The following is a 14,655-nucleotide window of genomic DNA, read 5'->3' as shown; positions in this document are numbered from 1 at the left end:
TGTTTTTTATTACATTATAAATTGAGCGATTTATTACACTATCAAATGATTTTCTTGTTCAGGAATAATCAGTTCTTGCTTTAAGGGAAGCTCGCGTACCAGTTCTTGCAAGGCACGGCGATAAACGCCTCGTTTAAAATGAATCACTTGTCCGAGTGGATACCAGTAACTGACCCATTGCCAATGGTCAAATTCCGGCTTCCCTTCATCGAAGCGGATATGTTGAGTATTTGCCTCATCTAAGCGCAGCAAAAACCATTTTTGTTTTTGCCCAATACACAAAGGGTGTTGTCCATGCCGCACATAGCGTTTTGGCAGACGATAACGCAACCAATCTTGCGTCACTGCCAACAAGTCTACATGACGCGGATGTAGGCCGACCTCTTCCCAGAGCTCGCGATACATCGCATCCATCGGCGTCTCTCCGCGGTCGATACCGCCTTGCGGAAACTGCCAAGCGTTGTGACCAATACGTTTTGCCCACAGAACCTGCCCTTGTGTATTTGCCAAGATGATGCCGACATTGGCGCGAAAGCCGTCTGCATCTATCATGACTAAACCTTTTTAATTTATTTAAAATAGCTTATCTCAATCTAAAACCATGACAATAATCATAATTATTATAAGGTGATTGTTGTCGATATTAGGTCAAAATAAGATTCATTACCGTTATTAAACCAAGAAACAAGCAAAATGTGTAACAGTATTTTGCTATAAAATGTTTCACGAGTTTAGCTGTTTAAAATCAAGTAGTTATAAATAGACTTTTGTAAGTTTATTTAAAGGGTATTACGGCAGGGGTAAGTTTCAGTAATGACGGTAATATAAGTGTATTGGTCTTAATCTACGACTCAAAAAAATATTGTTATCAACAAACCGTGAATTAAAGAAGTCAGACGAGTTGCATATGGTAATAGCCAACGACAGTTAACGACAGTTAACGACAGTTAACGACAATGGCGATATAAAATCTCGCTTTGGCTTATGCTACACTAGCAACGTGATATAACTACCAATACGGTATTAAGGCAACGGGTATTATTAAAAATAAAAAGTAGAGAACCTGCTAATTGAAATCTAATAATTGAAATAAGGAATAGGCGAAATGTCAGAGTCAAAAGCAAGTGTTACGTGGCAAGAAAACAAAGCATTTATGGGCGTGTCACCGTCAGGACATAATGTACAAATCGATGCAGACAAAGAAAAAGGTGCCAGTCCAATGGAGCTGATTCTATTGGGGCTTGGTGGTTGTGCTAGCTATGATGTGGTAGAGATTTTACAGAAATCACGTCAAGCAGTGACAGATGTACGTTGTGAGCTAACCGCCCAGCGCGCTGAAACCGTACCAGCGGTATATACCGATATTCATATGCATTTCGTGGTGACGGGTCAAGATGTCAAAGAAAAACAAGTCGAAAAAGCCATCCATTTATCAGCAGAAAAATACTGCTCAGCCAGTAGAATGTTGGTACAGGGCGGCGTGAACGTCACTCATGATTTTGAAGTTATAGCAGGGTAGAGGCGAATATATTAATGAATGCACTTTTGGAGTTGGTCTCTAATACCGCAGCATCTGCCATTTCGGCAATGGTGGTGGCAAGCTTATTACCATGGTTAGTATCAATCGTTGCAAAAGCGTCTGGCGGTTTTAAGCTCAGAAATAATGCGCATCCTCGCGATTTTTTTCAGCATGCGACAGGAATGGCGGCACGCGCTAATGCAGCACAGCAAAACAGCTATGAGACGTTGCCTATATTTTTGGCGGCTGTCTTAACGGCGATGCTATTCTTCGTTCCGCAGGCGATTATCAATGTATTGGCTTGGCTATATGTGCTGATTCGTATTGGTTTTTGTGTGGCTTATATCACCAATTTGTCGGCTTTTCGCTCGATACTTTGGGCGTTATCGATGGCTTGTTCTTTGATGCTATTTTATTTAGCGATTCGAGTAAGTATTTAGTACAGTTTGTTAAGTCTATTAACTTCAAGATGAATGAGTTTTAAGACAGCTTAGCTTTTAGATAAAAGCAGTTATCATTAGCCTACACTGGCTTGCAGTGCGCTGATAATCACTGCTTTGTTTTTTTCTCGTTTGATAGCATCCCATAAGACTTTTGCTTCGCTATAGCCTTTGATGAGCATCGCGAGCCATTGCTTATAGCGACCAACCAATATCACTTCAGTTTTAGCCTGACCTTCCAAGAACTTTATCTGATGGGTGACCATCGCTTTCCACGACAACGTTGCCGTACTTAGCATGGCATCATCTGAACCGCAATCCACACGAGCAACTAAATCTGGACGGGTAACCGCACCGCGACCTAACATTAAATGTTCTGTAGCAGCTTGCGTCATGCAGTTCTGTGCATGTTCTGCATTCCATATTTCACCGTTGGCAATGACTGGAATATCGAGCGCGTTAAAACTTTGAATCTTATCCCAATAGGCGGGTGGCTTATAGCCTTGGGTTTTGGTCCGTGCATGAATGGTCAGCCAATCAGTACCACTGTCGTTAATCGCGCCACGAATATCATCCATTCTACTGGTATCGGTGTAGCCTAAACGTATCTTGGCCGATACCGGAATATCGGCAGGTACTGCTTGACGCACCGCGCTGATAATCTGATACATGGTTTCGGGTTCATCCAGTAATACTGAACCACCACGATGGCTGTTTACCGTTTTAGCAGGGCAACCAAAATTGATATCAATGGCAGGTGCACCAAGCTCGGCAGCATAAGCAGCATTGTCTGCCATGAGTTGTGCTTCGCTGCCTAAAAGTTGCAGATGAATCGGTGTGCCACAGGCCGTCTTGGCATCATGACGCAATTCTGGAACGTATTTATAAAACACATGCGCGGGCAAAACGTGCTGAGTCACCCGAATAAACTCGCTCACCGACCAGTCATAGGGACGACCTAAATCTGCCGCAATCTGCGTTAGAATTTGCCGCATCAACGGATCGGTTAGCCCTTCCATTGGCGCAAGTAAGCGGACGGGATTGGCAAATAACTGACGGATGGTATTTTGACGTGCTTGAAGTTGCTGACTATTATTCATGCTTGTTGTTCACTGCTAAAAGGTTGCTATAACGAAAGATAGAATGAAGCTTGAGATTGGCAGAGATGGAGGATAATTAAGTCTTACCAAAAATCACTTTCTTGCCTGTCTGCAATCCTGATATCAAGTCTTTAATATTATGAATGTCTAAGTTGGTCTGGGCACGCGTGCAAGCGACATATAGTAAGCGCAACTCTTCTGGACTTATCTTGACCGCATTGGTGGTGACATCATAATAAAAGTCATCGTCCAACTGCACCTTTCCCCATTCAAGCCCTTTGGCTTTGTGAGCAGTTGAGATGACATAGTCCGCATTTTCGATACTGGTCAAGCTATTGACCGCTTGGCTCAATACGTTAGTGCCATGATCGTCGACCAATTTCACCAGAGTTTTAAGATCACTGCCTTCATTGGTTTCAGAGTATTCTTGTACATCGCCCCAATTATAAAAATACGCCAGCTCAGGCACGCCATAAGCAGACTTACCATTTTTTAAGTTTTCGGCGGCCTGACAGAATTTGAGCATACGATCGGTATCGGCTTGCAGCGCCACTCTATGACCGAGCTTAAGCCCAGTTAATAGCTGCGACATCGCAGCGGCATTGGTACGACATAGGATGGCGTCTTTTTTACTATGTACCATGCCTTTGTCAGTAGAGGACTGTTTATTAGGATTGCCCTTGAGCGGCACATCTTCTTGCAGTGCCTTCAATAATGTATTGGCAACTTCTGCAATTGGCTCGCCAAAGCGAAAAGACTGCGTCAATAAGGTTTGCGGTAGCGGCAGTTTTTTCATTGCATTGACCGCACCGCGCCACTCGTAAATCTGCTGATGCGCATCGCCCACATAGATGACTTGTCTCGGTTGCTGAGTCAAAATTCCCATCATCAATGGATCTGCATCTTGCGCTTCATCAAATAAGATAAAATCTGCTGGGATGCTAGGTTTAGACAACGCCCAAAGCTTCAGATAAATGTCATGTCCAATGCCAGCAGGATGACGTGCATCAATCGACTGTAACCAACGGTGCTCTACGGCAGGGTAGAGCATCTCACGTAATTGCTCTGCATCTGATTCATCGAGCCAACTTGGAAACAATATATGTCTGGGTGCAGGGTAGCTGGCATGCGTACTACAAAAATTGCTCACGGCGTCACTGACGAAGCGCGATAATCGAGCTGGCGTGAGCGTAATATATTTGTTTATACCATCCATTTGCCGACGTACTTGGACGGGTTGCAGGCCCAAATCATCGCCGAGGCGTTTGGGTGAAAAGCGCGGCAAGGATAGTTTGGCCGTGATATCACGGGCGACATGACGATAGGCAAGCGAATGGAAGGTGCGACATTCCACATGCGGTGGAAACTTTGAACGAGCATCATTGGCAATCGTTTTATTAAAGGCTAAATATAAACCGCGTCCGCGCAGGCGTTCACCGATGAGCTTTAGCGTTGTGGTTTTACCGGCACCCGCATAAGCCACCACTTTGAATGACTTGTGATCCATCGCCATATTGAGCGCATTTAATTGCTCGTCAGTGGGATCGCTCATATAAGCTGGCATAGATGCGGACATAACAAAGTTACCTAAAAGAATAAAACATGGTCAAAAATGATGGGGGTAAAAAAAGCCACTGCATAGACAATGGCTGATTAGTGATAATATAGTCAAAAGATGTATGGACGATTGCTTGAGGCTTAAGTAACCATATTAACAGATTAGCGCGTTGGCCTGTTTTGAATTAACTGGTAAGTTCATTCTTTGTGCGAGGCCGTATTAGCAGTTAAAGCAGCGCTAGGCTCTTCTTTGATCAAAATTTTGGCTAAAAACAAACCAAGCTCAAACAATAACCACATCGGAATCGCTAGCATCAGCATCGATACGCCATCAGGCGGTGTGACGACTGCTGCCACGGCAAAACAACCGACAATGATATAGCGGCGTTTGTCTTCTAGACTCTGAATGGAGACAATGCCAGTCAATATCAATAGCAAGGTGACGACTGGAATCTCAAAAGTCAGTCCAAATACCATAAACAGTTTGAGTGCAAAGCTCAGGTAACTGTCGATATCTGTCATTGGTAGGACGTTTTGCGGGGCAAACATGATAAAAAATTTCAATACCCCTTTGAGTACGATAAAGTAAGCAAACGCTACACCAGAATAAAATAAAAATATAGAGGATAGCAGTACAGGAATAGCAATTTTCTTTTCTTTTTTATATAAGCCTGGTGCGACAAATGACCAGATTTGATACAAAATATAAGGCATGGCAAAGAATGCAGCGACAAAGACAGTTAGACGTATCGGTGCCATAAAGTTGGAGGTGATGTCTGTCGCAATCATGGTTGAATTGGCTGGCAGTTGTGCAACCAGTGGGTCAGACAACAAGTTATATAGCTCGCGTGAAAATCCGACTAACGCCAAAAATATGACCAGTACCGCAACACATATTTTGATTAAGTGTTTACGTAACTCAATCAAATGCTCTGTGATAGGCATATCAGCCACAGCGCTTAACGCATCTGTAGACTCATTTTTATCCATTGCATCGGCGGTTGCTTCTTTATCTGAACTAGCGGCTTTTTCTTGGCGACTTTTTTTGCGTTTGAATAATCCCATCAATCAGACTCCTGTTTATTGTCAGAAGTTTGGGTACTTACAGGACTATTTAATAAAACATCGGCTTTATAATTCGGTAAGTAGGGAGGCATAGGCAGACGGCGAGCTTTGTCATAAGCACCAAGACGGAACCACATGTTTTCCCAAGGTTTGGTTGTGATGTTTTGAATCATTTGATGAGTACGGTCCTGAGGTGTCCTGCCTGTGGAAGAGCCGTGCAAACTGTCGTCTGCTTCTAATGGCTGCTTAGTATCTGCTAGTGTCGTATCTTGCCCATAGGCGTAATCGAATTCTTTAGGCGTGACTGACTGACTTTTTTGTTCACTACTATTTTGCTCACTATTATTTTCATTAGCCTTGCTATATGCAGCCTTACCGACAGTATCATGCGCTGCATTGAATTGTTGGTTTTGAGCGTTTTCAAACTCTTTCATATTGCCACGCATTTCTGCTAGCTCGCGTTTCATATCCGACTCAGTTTGGCGAATTTTGGCCAGCTCTTTTTGCATTTGCTGCCGTGTTTCAGCCAAGTCTAGCTCAGCCTCTATTTCAGACTGTAAGGTAGAAACCGTGCGGCGAATTTTGGCATACCATTGCCCAGCCGTCCGTGCTGCCTGAGGCAGTTTTTCTGGACCTAGGACTATCAAGGCGATTATGCCAAAGAGGAGTAATTCGGAAAACCCAATATCAAACATAATGGTTGAGTGTCACTATCTAGGAACTACAGGCTGGCGAAGTGCTATAAGCATTATACGTTGTGCTTATCGTCAGTTGGGGCGGCGTTGATATCGCTATGATTGACGTTGTCAGTAGCTGAGCGATCTGTGGTACGGGTATTGCTATCGTGATCAAGGACGGCGTGCTTTTTAGCATGCTCTGTATTTTCGTCTTTGACCGCTTCTTTGAAGCCCTTAACTGCGCCGCCCAAATCTTTGCCAGCATTTCTCAGTTTAGAGGTGCCAAATACGACGACCACAACGACCAGTAGTATTAGCCAATGCGTAATAGAAAAACTGCCCATAAAGCTATCCTCATGTCTTGGTTTTCAGTCTGTATATGCATACTTTACGTTTATAGTTTTGCGTTTATCACATAGCAATATAGTAAACAAAAAGTATCGACATATAATGCGACGTTAAAAGAGCTATATTATAACCTGCAGTTGTGACAAAAGGGTGAAATCGCAAAATAATCAAACAGAGTAGCTGATTATTTTACGATTTCACAAGCTGCTTTCATTAGACTGATTTTACAACATCACAAGTTATCGTGACGCCTTTTCCTCGATGCCTGAGAGTCCAAAGCGACGACCCAGCTCGTTTAACACAGCGTCCGACTCAATATCGAACCATGCCAGTCCAACCAACGTATGAAACCAGACATCAGCCACTTCATAAATGAGCTCATGACGTGCCTCATCATATTGCGTTTTGTCTATGTTTTCGTCACAACTGGCAAAGTCTTTGGCAGCGATGATGCTTTCGGTACTTTCTTCACCGACTTTTTCTAATATTTTATTTAACCCTTTAGCGTATAGGCTTGCCACATAAGAGCTATCAGCATCTGCTTGCTTACGCTCAGCCAATACATTATCAAGCTGCTGCAGAATAGATGCGCTTTCTGTTTGGCTCTCATTATTCGCGACTGTGCCAACTGCATCAGCTTCATTATCTTGATGAGGAGCACTCGTTGCATCTGAATGATAGATATCAGCAGGATCTTTTAGCACCTTATCCACGGTTTCCCACTCAGGCGTTTGTCCAGATAAATCTAAACGCTGATAAAAACAAGACTCTCGGCCAGTGTGGCAAGCAATACCGCCAGCTTGGGTGACATTGAGTACAATCACATCTGCATCACAGTCCAAGCGAATATCGTGGACAGTTTGCGTATGACCGGACGACTCGCCTTTGTGCCATAATTTGGCACGTGAGCGCGAAAAATAAACGGCCGTCTGCGTTTGTGCAGTCAACTGTAAGGCTTCCGCATTCATCCATGCCATCATCAAAATACGCCCAGACTTATGGTCTTGAGCAATCGCAGGAATCAAACCATCATCATTAAATTTTATGGCAGCCAGCCAAGCAGGTAAAGTCATAGTATATCTGTCATCTTGTAAGTATGAAGTAAGGAATGGTCAATGCATCAAGCTTTCTCACTCTCTTGATATGATGAGTGAGTAAGCTAGTTAAGCAAAGACAGTATTTTAAGAAAAACAATGTTAAATATTAACTAAGTGTGGGTATAGCGCTTCTTTTAAAGTGTTATTGAGCGCAGTCACTTTATTTAGCCGGAAGTCGTAACTGAGAAAATGCAGTCGTGCTTTCGCCACTGTTTCACCCGTATGCATCCGAGTGGCTTTTATAACCATATTGCCGCCGTTATCATACAACGGCTCGACGCCTATCTCAAACAGGAGTTGGTCACGCAATCGTACACGACTATCAATGTTTAACTGTAACTCATCAATAATTAAGCCTTGATAGTCGGCATTGATCTCTTTAATACCTTTGGAGTGCAAGAATCGCGCGCGCGCTTCAGTCACCAACGCTGTCAATGATTCAAGTGTCAGATGCTGGCCTATATCTACCTCAGTATGACGTACACGCATGACTGTTTCAAAGACAAATAAATCGTTATCAAAGTCCAACTCTTTTCTTGGCACATTATTTCCTAGGTTGACGGCAGGTGATGAGTTCTGCTGAGCTTGATATAGATTGGTAACATCGTAACGATGCCGACCGTATGATATACGGCTAATAAGTGTGATAAGCAGTCTTGTATTATTAGCGCCTAAACTATACCAATACTCACTCTCTACTTAAGCACAGCTTAAGCTGACATTCAATCTATTTGCAGAGGGTTTTCCTGTTTTATTGGTGTTTTTATGAGAAAGGCTAGCAGTCGGTTCATACTCGTTATCTACTATGATGGTTTACTGGGGCAAGATTAAAACTTTCCTTGGCAAAACAGCGTGCTATCTGCTAAAATACGGCCTCCCACCTCGAGGCAAATAGAGGTTTAGTGGTTGTTTTTAAAGCCACTATTCGTTATGTACTATTTGACGACCAGGTTCTATCAAAGACAAAGAGGCAAATCATCATGAAAGTTAAGATGAAAACCAGAAGCGGTGCAGCTAAACGCTTCAAAAAAACAGCAAACGGCTTCAAGCGTAAGCAAGCAAACAAAAGCCATATCTTGACCAAGAAATCAGCTAAGCGTATTCGCCAGTTGCGCGGTCTTAAGATGGTGGACAAGTCTGACGAAGCAGCAGTTCGTCGTATGTGCCCATACATCTAATAGCCTATCGTCATATACATTTAATCAAGCGCTATTTAATGAATAGCCACTTAATTAAAAATATTTGACCTTGCAATCTGATAACGATGTCTACTATTCGATGACATCGTGATTCGTTTAATAATGATTAAAAATATCTTGGAGTAATTTATGGCCCGTGTAAAACGTGGTGTACAGGCGAATCGTCGTCACAAAAAAATCCTAAAACGCGCAAAAGGCTACTACGGTGCCCGTTCACGTGTTTACCGTGTAGCGGTACAAGCAGTGACCAAAGCTGGTCAATATGCTTATCGTGACCGTCGCAACAAAAAACGTACCTTCCGTCGTCTTTGGATTGCACGTATCAATGCTGGTGCACGCTTAAACGGTTTGAGCTATAGCCGCTTTATCAATGGCATGAAAAAAGCTAACATCGCAATCGATCGTCGCGTACTTGCTGACATCGCTATGCATGATGCAGCTACTTTCACTGCCTTGGTTGAAAAAGCAAAAGCGGAACTAGCATAAATATTAGCCTATTTAAATGAATAGAACTAATATTGATTAATAGTACGATATTAATAAAAGCTACCGCTGGTCGGTGGCTTTTTTTATATTAAAATATTTTAGAGCTGACTCTATTTGCACTATCCGAATTCAGAAAAATTTCGTTTGATGTGAAGGTGGATTTCTTATTGTCTAAATATTCAAGCCATTCATATTATTAGCCTTTATTTTAAAATGAATGGGTAAATGGTTTGCAATATTTGGTCAAACCCCTACAATTACCAATCACTATTATTAATAGTCCGTTTAAATCAGGAATAATGCGTCTTATGACTACCCCTGCTGCTATCAACGATTTGTCGGCGCTACCGACCTTATCCTCAGAGCTCAGTGAGCTGAATGAAGCTCAACTGACTGAGTTTGCTAGTGCCGCTGAAGCATTGGTTTTACAGATTACTGATGCGCGTGAGTTGCAAGATTTGCGTGTGCAATTGACAGGTAAAAAGAGCCCGTTAACTGGCTGGTCAAAGCAAATGGGTAAACTCAGTGCTGATGACAAAAAAACCTACGGTGGCTGGTTACATCAAGTCCGTAGCCGTATTCAGCAAGCATTGACTGATCAGCAACAACAGTTGGAAGTGGCCGCGCTAAATGCCAAGCTTGAAGCAGAAAGTATCGATATTACGTTGCCTGCTCGTGGTGGTCAAAAAGGTCATTTGCATCCAGTAACGATGATTACTCAGCGTATGCAGCAGTATTTTATTCAAGCAGGCTTCAATGTCGCGACTGGCCCTGAAGTCGAGAGTGATTACTATAATTTTGAAGCACTCAATATTCCGTCGCATCATCCAGCACGTGCGATGCATGATACATTCTATTTTGATGCGCATTACTTACTGCGTACACATACCAGTCCCGTGCAGATTCGCACGATGGAAAAGAACGAACCACCCATTCGCATTATTTGCCCAGGTCGCGTCTATCGCAATGATTCAGATCAAACCCACTCGCCGATGTTTCATCAGTTAGAGGGGCTTATGGTTACTGAGTCGAGCACTTTTGCTGAGCTAAAGGGCTTGATTAGCGAGTTTTTAGAAGCATTCTTTGCCAAAGAACTGACCGTTCGTTTCCGCCCATCATTTTTCCCATTCACTGAGCCTTCTGCTGAAGTAGATATCTTAGATGATAATGGCAAATGGCTCGAGGTCATGGGCTGCGGTATGGTGCATCCGCAAGTACTAACCAACTGCGGCATTGATGCTGAAAAGTATACTGGCTTTGCATTTGGCATGGGTATCGAGCGCTTTGCGATGCTGTATTACGGTATTGATGATTTACGTCTGTTTTTCCAAAATGACGTACGCTTCTTAAAGCAATTTGGCTAGAGTTTTCCTTATGCCTATATAGTCAGTTCAAGATAATTTAGATACAAGGAAGGTGAGTGAAAGGGCTACAAATTGTAGACTGAGCGAGCCTGACGCTGTATCTAGTTTAGATAGGATTGACTATAGCAAGTTAATTCGCCAAGCGTTACTCCAACACTTTATTATAAAATTCTGATCCGAGATATTTATGAAAATTAGCGAACAGTGGCTACGTCAATGGGTGAACCCCACGAATACCAGCGAACAGTTGGCCGAACAGTTAACCATGGCAGGGCTAGAGATTGACGATCGCTATGCGGTTGCTCGTGCTTTTAGTGGTGTGGTTGTCGGAGAAGTCGTCAGCGTTGAGCAACATCCAGACGCTGATAAACTGCGAGTCACGCAGGTAAATATCGGTGAAGCTGAGCTGCTACAAATCGTATGCGGCGCACCTAATGTCACCGTTGGTATGAAAGCACCGGTTGCCACCGTTGGGGCAGTACTCCCAAGCGATGACAAGAAAGGCTTTAAAATTAAAAACGGTAACCTACGCGGCGTGGCTTCTAACGGTATGCTTTGCGGTGCTTCCGAAATTGATTTAACAGATAGCATAGACGGTTTGCTTGAATTACCTGCAGATGCGCCGATTGGCACAGATATCCGTGAATATCTAGGCTTAGACAATCAGATATTGGATATCTCTATCACGCCAAACCGTGGTGATTGCTTTAGTGTACGTGGTATTGCACGTGAAATATCAGTCATCAACGACTTACCAATGCAAATGCCAACCATCGCTGAAAACATCACCATTACTGAAAATGGTGCAACGCCAAGCGTTACAGTAAATGCAGTTGAAGCGTGTCCACGCTACTTATTACAATCGATTAGCAATATTGATCGTAGTATTGAGACACCAAAGTGGATGCAAGATGCCCTCGTTCAATCAGGACTACGCTCACACAACTTCTTGGTTGATGTGACCAACTATGTATTGATGGAATTGGGTCAGCCGCTACACGCTTTTGATGCAGATACCATCGTTGGTGATATCGTTGTTCGTTTGGCAGAGCCTGCTGAGACCATTACTTTGCTGAATGAGCAAACCATTACTTTAACAGGTGATGAGCTTGTGATTGCTGATGACAAAGGCGCATTGGCACTTGCTGGTATCATGGGTGGTCAGCGTAGTAGCGTTACGGATAGCACGACCAATATCGTTGTAGAAAGTGCTTTCTTTGGTCAGCTTGCTATCGCTGCTCGCGCACGCCGTTTTGGATTGCATACTGATGCGTCGCAACGTTTTGAGCGTGGGGTAGATTTTGAGTTACCAGAGATCGCATTGGCACGCGCTTGTGATTTGATTATTAGCGTCACTGGCGGTCAAGCAGGCCCTATCGTAAAAGCTGAGAGTAGTGAGCATTTACCAGAACGTGCGCCAATTACTTTGCCAATCACTAAAGTTCGTGATGTCATCGGTATTGAGATAGCGCCAGCAGTCATGGTGCGTATCTTAACTCAGTTAGGGTTTGAGGTTGAGCAACAAGCAGATGCTTTAGTCTGTAAGCCGCCATCTTATCGTTTTGATATGAGTATCCGTGAGGATCTCATCGAAGAGATTGCCCGTATTTATGGTTATGACAATATCCCAAGCGTCCTGCCACATTTGCAAGTCAGCATGGATTATGATGATACCGCAGACTTGACTCATGAGATGAAGCTGGCGTTGGTTGATACCGGTTATATGGAAGCTATTAGCTTTAGCTTTAGTGATGCAAAAATAGAAGCATTACTTGATGATGAAGCACTGGGTGAGGTGTTAGCACTGGCTAATCCCATCTCTAGTGATTTAGCCGTTATGCGCCGTACCTTACTGTCAAGTCTATTGCCATGTGTGCAATATAACTTGAATCGTCAGCAACCACGTGTACGTTTCTTTGAAACAGGCCTGAGCTTTGTCGGCCAGAGTATCAGCGAATTAGTACAAACGCCAAGTATTGCTTTGGTCGCAGTCGGTAATGTGTGGGATGAGCAAGCCTATCAAAATCGTGCTTTAGATTTTTATGACCTCAAACATGATATCGAGCAGTTATTACCTGCGCAAATAGAGGGTGCTCGTATCCGTTATGAGCGCAGTGGACTAAACTTTTTGCATCCTGGTCAAAGCGCTAAACTATATATCGATGGTCAGTACGTTGGTTGGCTTGGTCAATTGCATCCTAATACCGCAAAACAGTTAGACCTACCAGCTACTTGGGTTGCACAGCTGTCACTTGCACCTTTATTAGATGTCGCTCGTGAGCAGCATGCCATTAGCACGCCTAGCAAGTTCCCACAAGTACGCCGCGATATTGCCATCCTAGTCGATAGCGATATTAGTTTGCAGACACTAGAAACCACGATTCGTGCTGCTGCAGGTGAGCTATTGACGGATCTTTGGTTATTTGATGTTTATCAAGGCGATAAAGTACCGACGGGTCAGCGCTCACTGGCATTTGCACTAGTATGGCAAGACAGTACGCAAACGTTAGCTGATGACGTGATAAAAACGTCTACTGATAAGGTTGTGCAAGCGCTAACAGAACAGCATTCTGCGCAGTTACGCGATAGCTAATATTTAATATAGACAATAAACAATGCTCTGTAGCTTTTCTACTTATAAGGCTACGGGGCATTGCTATTAATAGAAAGCCCTAAAATACGTTAAGTGGTTATTAATAAAGGACTTTCATGCGCTTTTTATTAAAAAAACGTTCAAAAACCTTTATAATAGCTAACATTAACCCTCATACCGCTAAACCATGATATTCGACATCACGACATAGCATAGGAGTTGTACTGTGAGCACCTTAACCAAATCTGACATGATCGAGCATTTGATGAGTCACCTTAACCTAACACGCCAAGAAGGTCGATGTTTGGTTGAGAACTTTTTTGATGAGTTGTCAGAGAGTTTGATTGATGGCAAAGAGGTCAAGCTTTCAGGCTTTGGCAATTTCGAGCTTAAAGATAAAAACAGCCGACCAGGCCGTAATCCAAAAACAGGGGAGCCCGTTGCGGTATCAGCACGCCGTGTGGTTACCTTTAAAACAGGACAGAAATTTCGCCAACAGGTTGATGAGCGTTTATTTGATGCCTAATCTAGATATTTGTACTGATGATGACGGCTTAAGTTTTAATATTTAGGTCGTCGATTGATACTCGTTATATAGTCTAGGTATATAAGCTATAAGCTATAAGCTATAAGCTATAAGCTAAACATGTTGATGTGCTTAAACTATATATGAGTAGCAATATCAGTGAACATCACAGTATTAGTTTGTTATGTATCATAAATAACAGGCACAAAAAAAGAGAGCTAAAGCTCTCTTTTTTTTACTACAGTATATTCATCGTATAAACGATAAAATTACTGAGCTGGTTCTTCAACAACAACTTCGTCAGCAGCGTCAACAGCTGGAGTTTCGCTAGCTACATCCATGCTAGTAGTTGCTTCGCCGTCTACAGGAACTTCAGCGTCCATTTCGTCAGTAGCAGTTGCAGCTTGAGCATCAGCGATGTCAGCTTCAGCGCCAGCAACAGCAGCGTCAGCATCAGCAGTTACTTCGCCTTCAGCAGCAGCTTCGTCTAGTTCTGCAGAAGCGTCTTGCACTTCTTCTGATGCGTCAGATAAATCTTCAGCAGCGTTTTCTTTGCTGCTGTCACAGGCAGTTAGGCCCATAGTTGCAGTCATGATACCAGCTAGAGCAAGTAATTTAAGTTTCATAGTGTTTTCTCCGGAAAAATGAAATGATCAATAGCAGCAACATGGGTTGAAATCCGAG

The 14,655-nt window shown here is 43.1% G+C and carries 16 protein-coding genes; 7 read left to right on the top strand and 9 right to left on the bottom strand.

The features are described 5' to 3' along the window. Nucleotides 1–33: 33 nt before the first annotated feature. On the bottom strand, nt 34–552 hold the full coding sequence (locus DFP82_RS09930) for an RNA pyrophosphohydrolase (RefSeq protein ID WP_110923585.1): 519 nt from the start codon (nt 550–552) through the stop codon (nt 34–36). A 553-nt stretch (nt 553–1,105) separates the two neighbouring features. Between DFP82_RS09930 and DFP82_RS09925 the strand changes: the two genes are divergently transcribed. Beyond that, nucleotides 1,106–1,519, top strand: a complete 414-nt coding sequence (locus tag DFP82_RS09925) for an OsmC family protein (protein ID WP_110923584.1) — start codon at nt 1,106–1,108, stop codon at nt 1,517–1,519. Nucleotides 1,520–1,533: 14 nt separating this feature from the next. Further along, nucleotides 1,534–1,959, top strand: a complete 426-nt coding sequence (locus DFP82_RS09920) for an MAPEG family protein (RefSeq protein ID WP_110923583.1) — start codon at nt 1,534–1,536, stop codon at nt 1,957–1,959. Nucleotides 1,960–2,036: 77 nt separating this feature from the next. On the opposite strand, the gene DFP82_RS09915 is transcribed toward DFP82_RS09920, so the two are convergent. From DFP82_RS09915 to DFP82_RS09885, 7 genes are all read right to left on the bottom strand, one after another. Then, complete coding sequence (locus tag DFP82_RS09915; RefSeq protein WP_110923582.1) at nt 2,037–3,059, bottom strand: tRNA dihydrouridine synthase; 1,023 nt, start codon at nt 3,057–3,059, stop codon at nt 2,037–2,039. A 76-nt stretch (nt 3,060–3,135) separates the two neighbouring features. Continuing rightward, nucleotides 3,136–4,635, bottom strand: a complete 1,500-nt coding sequence (locus DFP82_RS09910; protein WP_110923581.1) for a UvrD-helicase domain-containing protein — start codon at nt 4,633–4,635, stop codon at nt 3,136–3,138. Between the two features lie 179 nt (nt 4,636–4,814). Next, nucleotides 4,815–5,681, bottom strand: a complete 867-nt coding sequence (gene tatC, locus DFP82_RS09905; protein WP_110923580.1) for a twin-arginine translocase subunit TatC — start codon at nt 5,679–5,681, stop codon at nt 4,815–4,817. Next, a complete protein-coding gene (gene tatB / locus DFP82_RS09900; protein WP_110923579.1) occupies nt 5,681–6,376 on the bottom strand; it encodes a Sec-independent protein translocase protein TatB in 696 nt (231 codons plus the stop codon). Before tatB ends, tatC begins: the two co-directional genes overlap by 1 nt. 53 nt (nt 6,377–6,429) lie before the next feature. Continuing rightward, nucleotides 6,430–6,702 (bottom strand): Sec-independent protein translocase subunit TatA, encoded by a 273-nt coding sequence (gene tatA / locus DFP82_RS09895; protein WP_110923578.1) that lies wholly within the window; start codon nt 6,700–6,702, stop codon nt 6,430–6,432. Between the two features lie 243 nt (nt 6,703–6,945). Beyond that, nucleotides 6,946–7,779: a bifunctional phosphoribosyl-AMP cyclohydrolase/phosphoribosyl-ATP diphosphatase HisIE gene (hisIE, locus tag DFP82_RS09890; RefSeq protein WP_110923577.1), complete on the bottom strand. Its 834-nt coding sequence runs from the start codon at nt 7,777–7,779 to the stop codon at nt 6,946–6,948. 123 nt (nt 7,780–7,902) lie between these two features. Next, the gene (locus tag DFP82_RS09885) at nt 7,903–8,346 is read right to left on the bottom strand and encodes an acyl-CoA thioesterase family protein (RefSeq protein WP_110923576.1); all 444 of its coding nucleotides are present in this window, start codon (nt 8,344–8,346) and stop codon (nt 7,903–7,905) included. A 437-nt stretch (nt 8,347–8,783) separates the two neighbouring features. On the opposite strand from DFP82_RS09885, the gene rpmI reads away from it, so the two are divergent. From rpmI to DFP82_RS09860, 5 genes are all read left to right on the top strand, one after another. After that, nucleotides 8,784–8,981 (top strand): 50S ribosomal protein L35, encoded by a 198-nt coding sequence (gene rpmI / locus DFP82_RS09880; protein WP_010197866.1) that lies wholly within the window; start codon nt 8,784–8,786, stop codon nt 8,979–8,981. 150 nt (nt 8,982–9,131) lie between these two features. After that, entirely contained in the window at nt 9,132–9,488 is a 357-nt protein-coding gene (gene rplT, locus DFP82_RS09875) for a 50S ribosomal protein L20 (RefSeq protein ID WP_011281252.1), read from the top strand. 308 nt (nt 9,489–9,796) lie between these two features. Beyond that, nucleotides 9,797–10,852: a phenylalanine--tRNA ligase subunit alpha gene (gene pheS, locus DFP82_RS09870; protein WP_110923575.1), complete on the top strand. Its 1,056-nt coding sequence runs from the start codon at nt 9,797–9,799 to the stop codon at nt 10,850–10,852. Between the two features lie 187 nt (nt 10,853–11,039). Further along, nucleotides 11,040–13,445, top strand: coding sequence for a phenylalanine--tRNA ligase subunit beta (gene pheT, locus DFP82_RS09865; protein ID WP_110923574.1), 2,406 nt, complete (start codon nt 11,040–11,042; stop codon nt 13,443–13,445). A 226-nt stretch (nt 13,446–13,671) separates the two neighbouring features. Next, complete coding sequence (locus tag DFP82_RS09860; RefSeq protein ID WP_110923573.1) at nt 13,672–13,971, top strand: integration host factor subunit alpha; 300 nt, start codon at nt 13,672–13,674, stop codon at nt 13,969–13,971. A gap of 269 nt (nt 13,972–14,240) precedes the next feature. On the opposite strand, the gene DFP82_RS09855 is transcribed toward DFP82_RS09860, so the two are convergent. Then, nucleotides 14,241–14,597, bottom strand: a complete 357-nt coding sequence (locus DFP82_RS09855) for a hypothetical protein (RefSeq protein ID WP_110923572.1) — start codon at nt 14,595–14,597, stop codon at nt 14,241–14,243. Nucleotides 14,598–14,655: the final 58 nt, after the last annotated feature.

It is taken from the genome of Psychrobacter fozii, assembly GCF_003217155.1.
In the GTDB taxonomy this organism is placed as follows: domain Bacteria; phylum Pseudomonadota; class Gammaproteobacteria; order Pseudomonadales; family Moraxellaceae; genus Psychrobacter; species Psychrobacter fozii.
The sequence above is the reverse complement of the archived record's forward strand: the minus strand, read 5'-3'. Positions and strand labels throughout refer to the sequence as shown.

Bases quoted from the DNA above. Each gene is read 5' to 3' on its own strand.
- DFP82_RS09930 (WP_110923585.1), bottom strand. From the start codon at position 552: ATGATAGATGCAGACGGCTTTCGCGCCAATGTCGGCATCATCTTGGCA.
- DFP82_RS09925 (WP_110923584.1), top strand. From the start codon at position 1,106: ATGTCAGAGTCAAAAGCAAGTGTTACGTGGCAAGAAAACAAAGCATTT.
- DFP82_RS09920 (WP_110923583.1), top strand. From the start codon at position 1,534: ATGAATGCACTTTTGGAGTTGGTCTCTAATACCGCAGCATCTGCCATT.
- DFP82_RS09915 (WP_110923582.1), bottom strand. From the start codon at position 3,059: ATGAATAATAGTCAGCAACTTCAAGCACGTCAAAATACCATCCGTCAG.
- DFP82_RS09910 (WP_110923581.1), bottom strand. From the start codon at position 4,635: ATGTCCGCATCTATGCCAGCTTATATGAGCGATCCCACTGACGAGCAA.
- tatC (WP_110923580.1), bottom strand. From the start codon at position 5,681: ATGGGATTATTCAAACGCAAAAAAAGTCGCCAAGAAAAAGCCGCTAGT.
- tatB (WP_110923579.1), bottom strand. From the start codon at position 6,376: ATGTTTGATATTGGGTTTTCCGAATTACTCCTCTTTGGCATAATCGCC.
- tatA (WP_110923578.1), bottom strand. From the start codon at position 6,702: ATGGGCAGTTTTTCTATTACGCATTGGCTAATACTACTGGTCGTTGTG.
- hisIE (WP_110923577.1), bottom strand. From the start codon at position 7,779: ATGACTTTACCTGCTTGGCTGGCTGCCATAAAATTTAATGATGATGGT.
- rpmI (WP_010197866.1), top strand. From the start codon at position 8,784: ATGAAAGTTAAGATGAAAACCAGAAGCGGTGCAGCTAAACGCTTCAAA.
- rplT (WP_011281252.1), top strand. From the start codon at position 9,132: ATGGCCCGTGTAAAACGTGGTGTACAGGCGAATCGTCGTCACAAAAAA.
- pheS (WP_110923575.1), top strand. From the start codon at position 9,797: ATGACTACCCCTGCTGCTATCAACGATTTGTCGGCGCTACCGACCTTA.
- pheT (WP_110923574.1), top strand. From the start codon at position 11,040: ATGAAAATTAGCGAACAGTGGCTACGTCAATGGGTGAACCCCACGAAT.
- DFP82_RS09855 (WP_110923572.1), bottom strand. From the start codon at position 14,597: ATGAAACTTAAATTACTTGCTCTAGCTGGTATCATGACTGCAACTATG.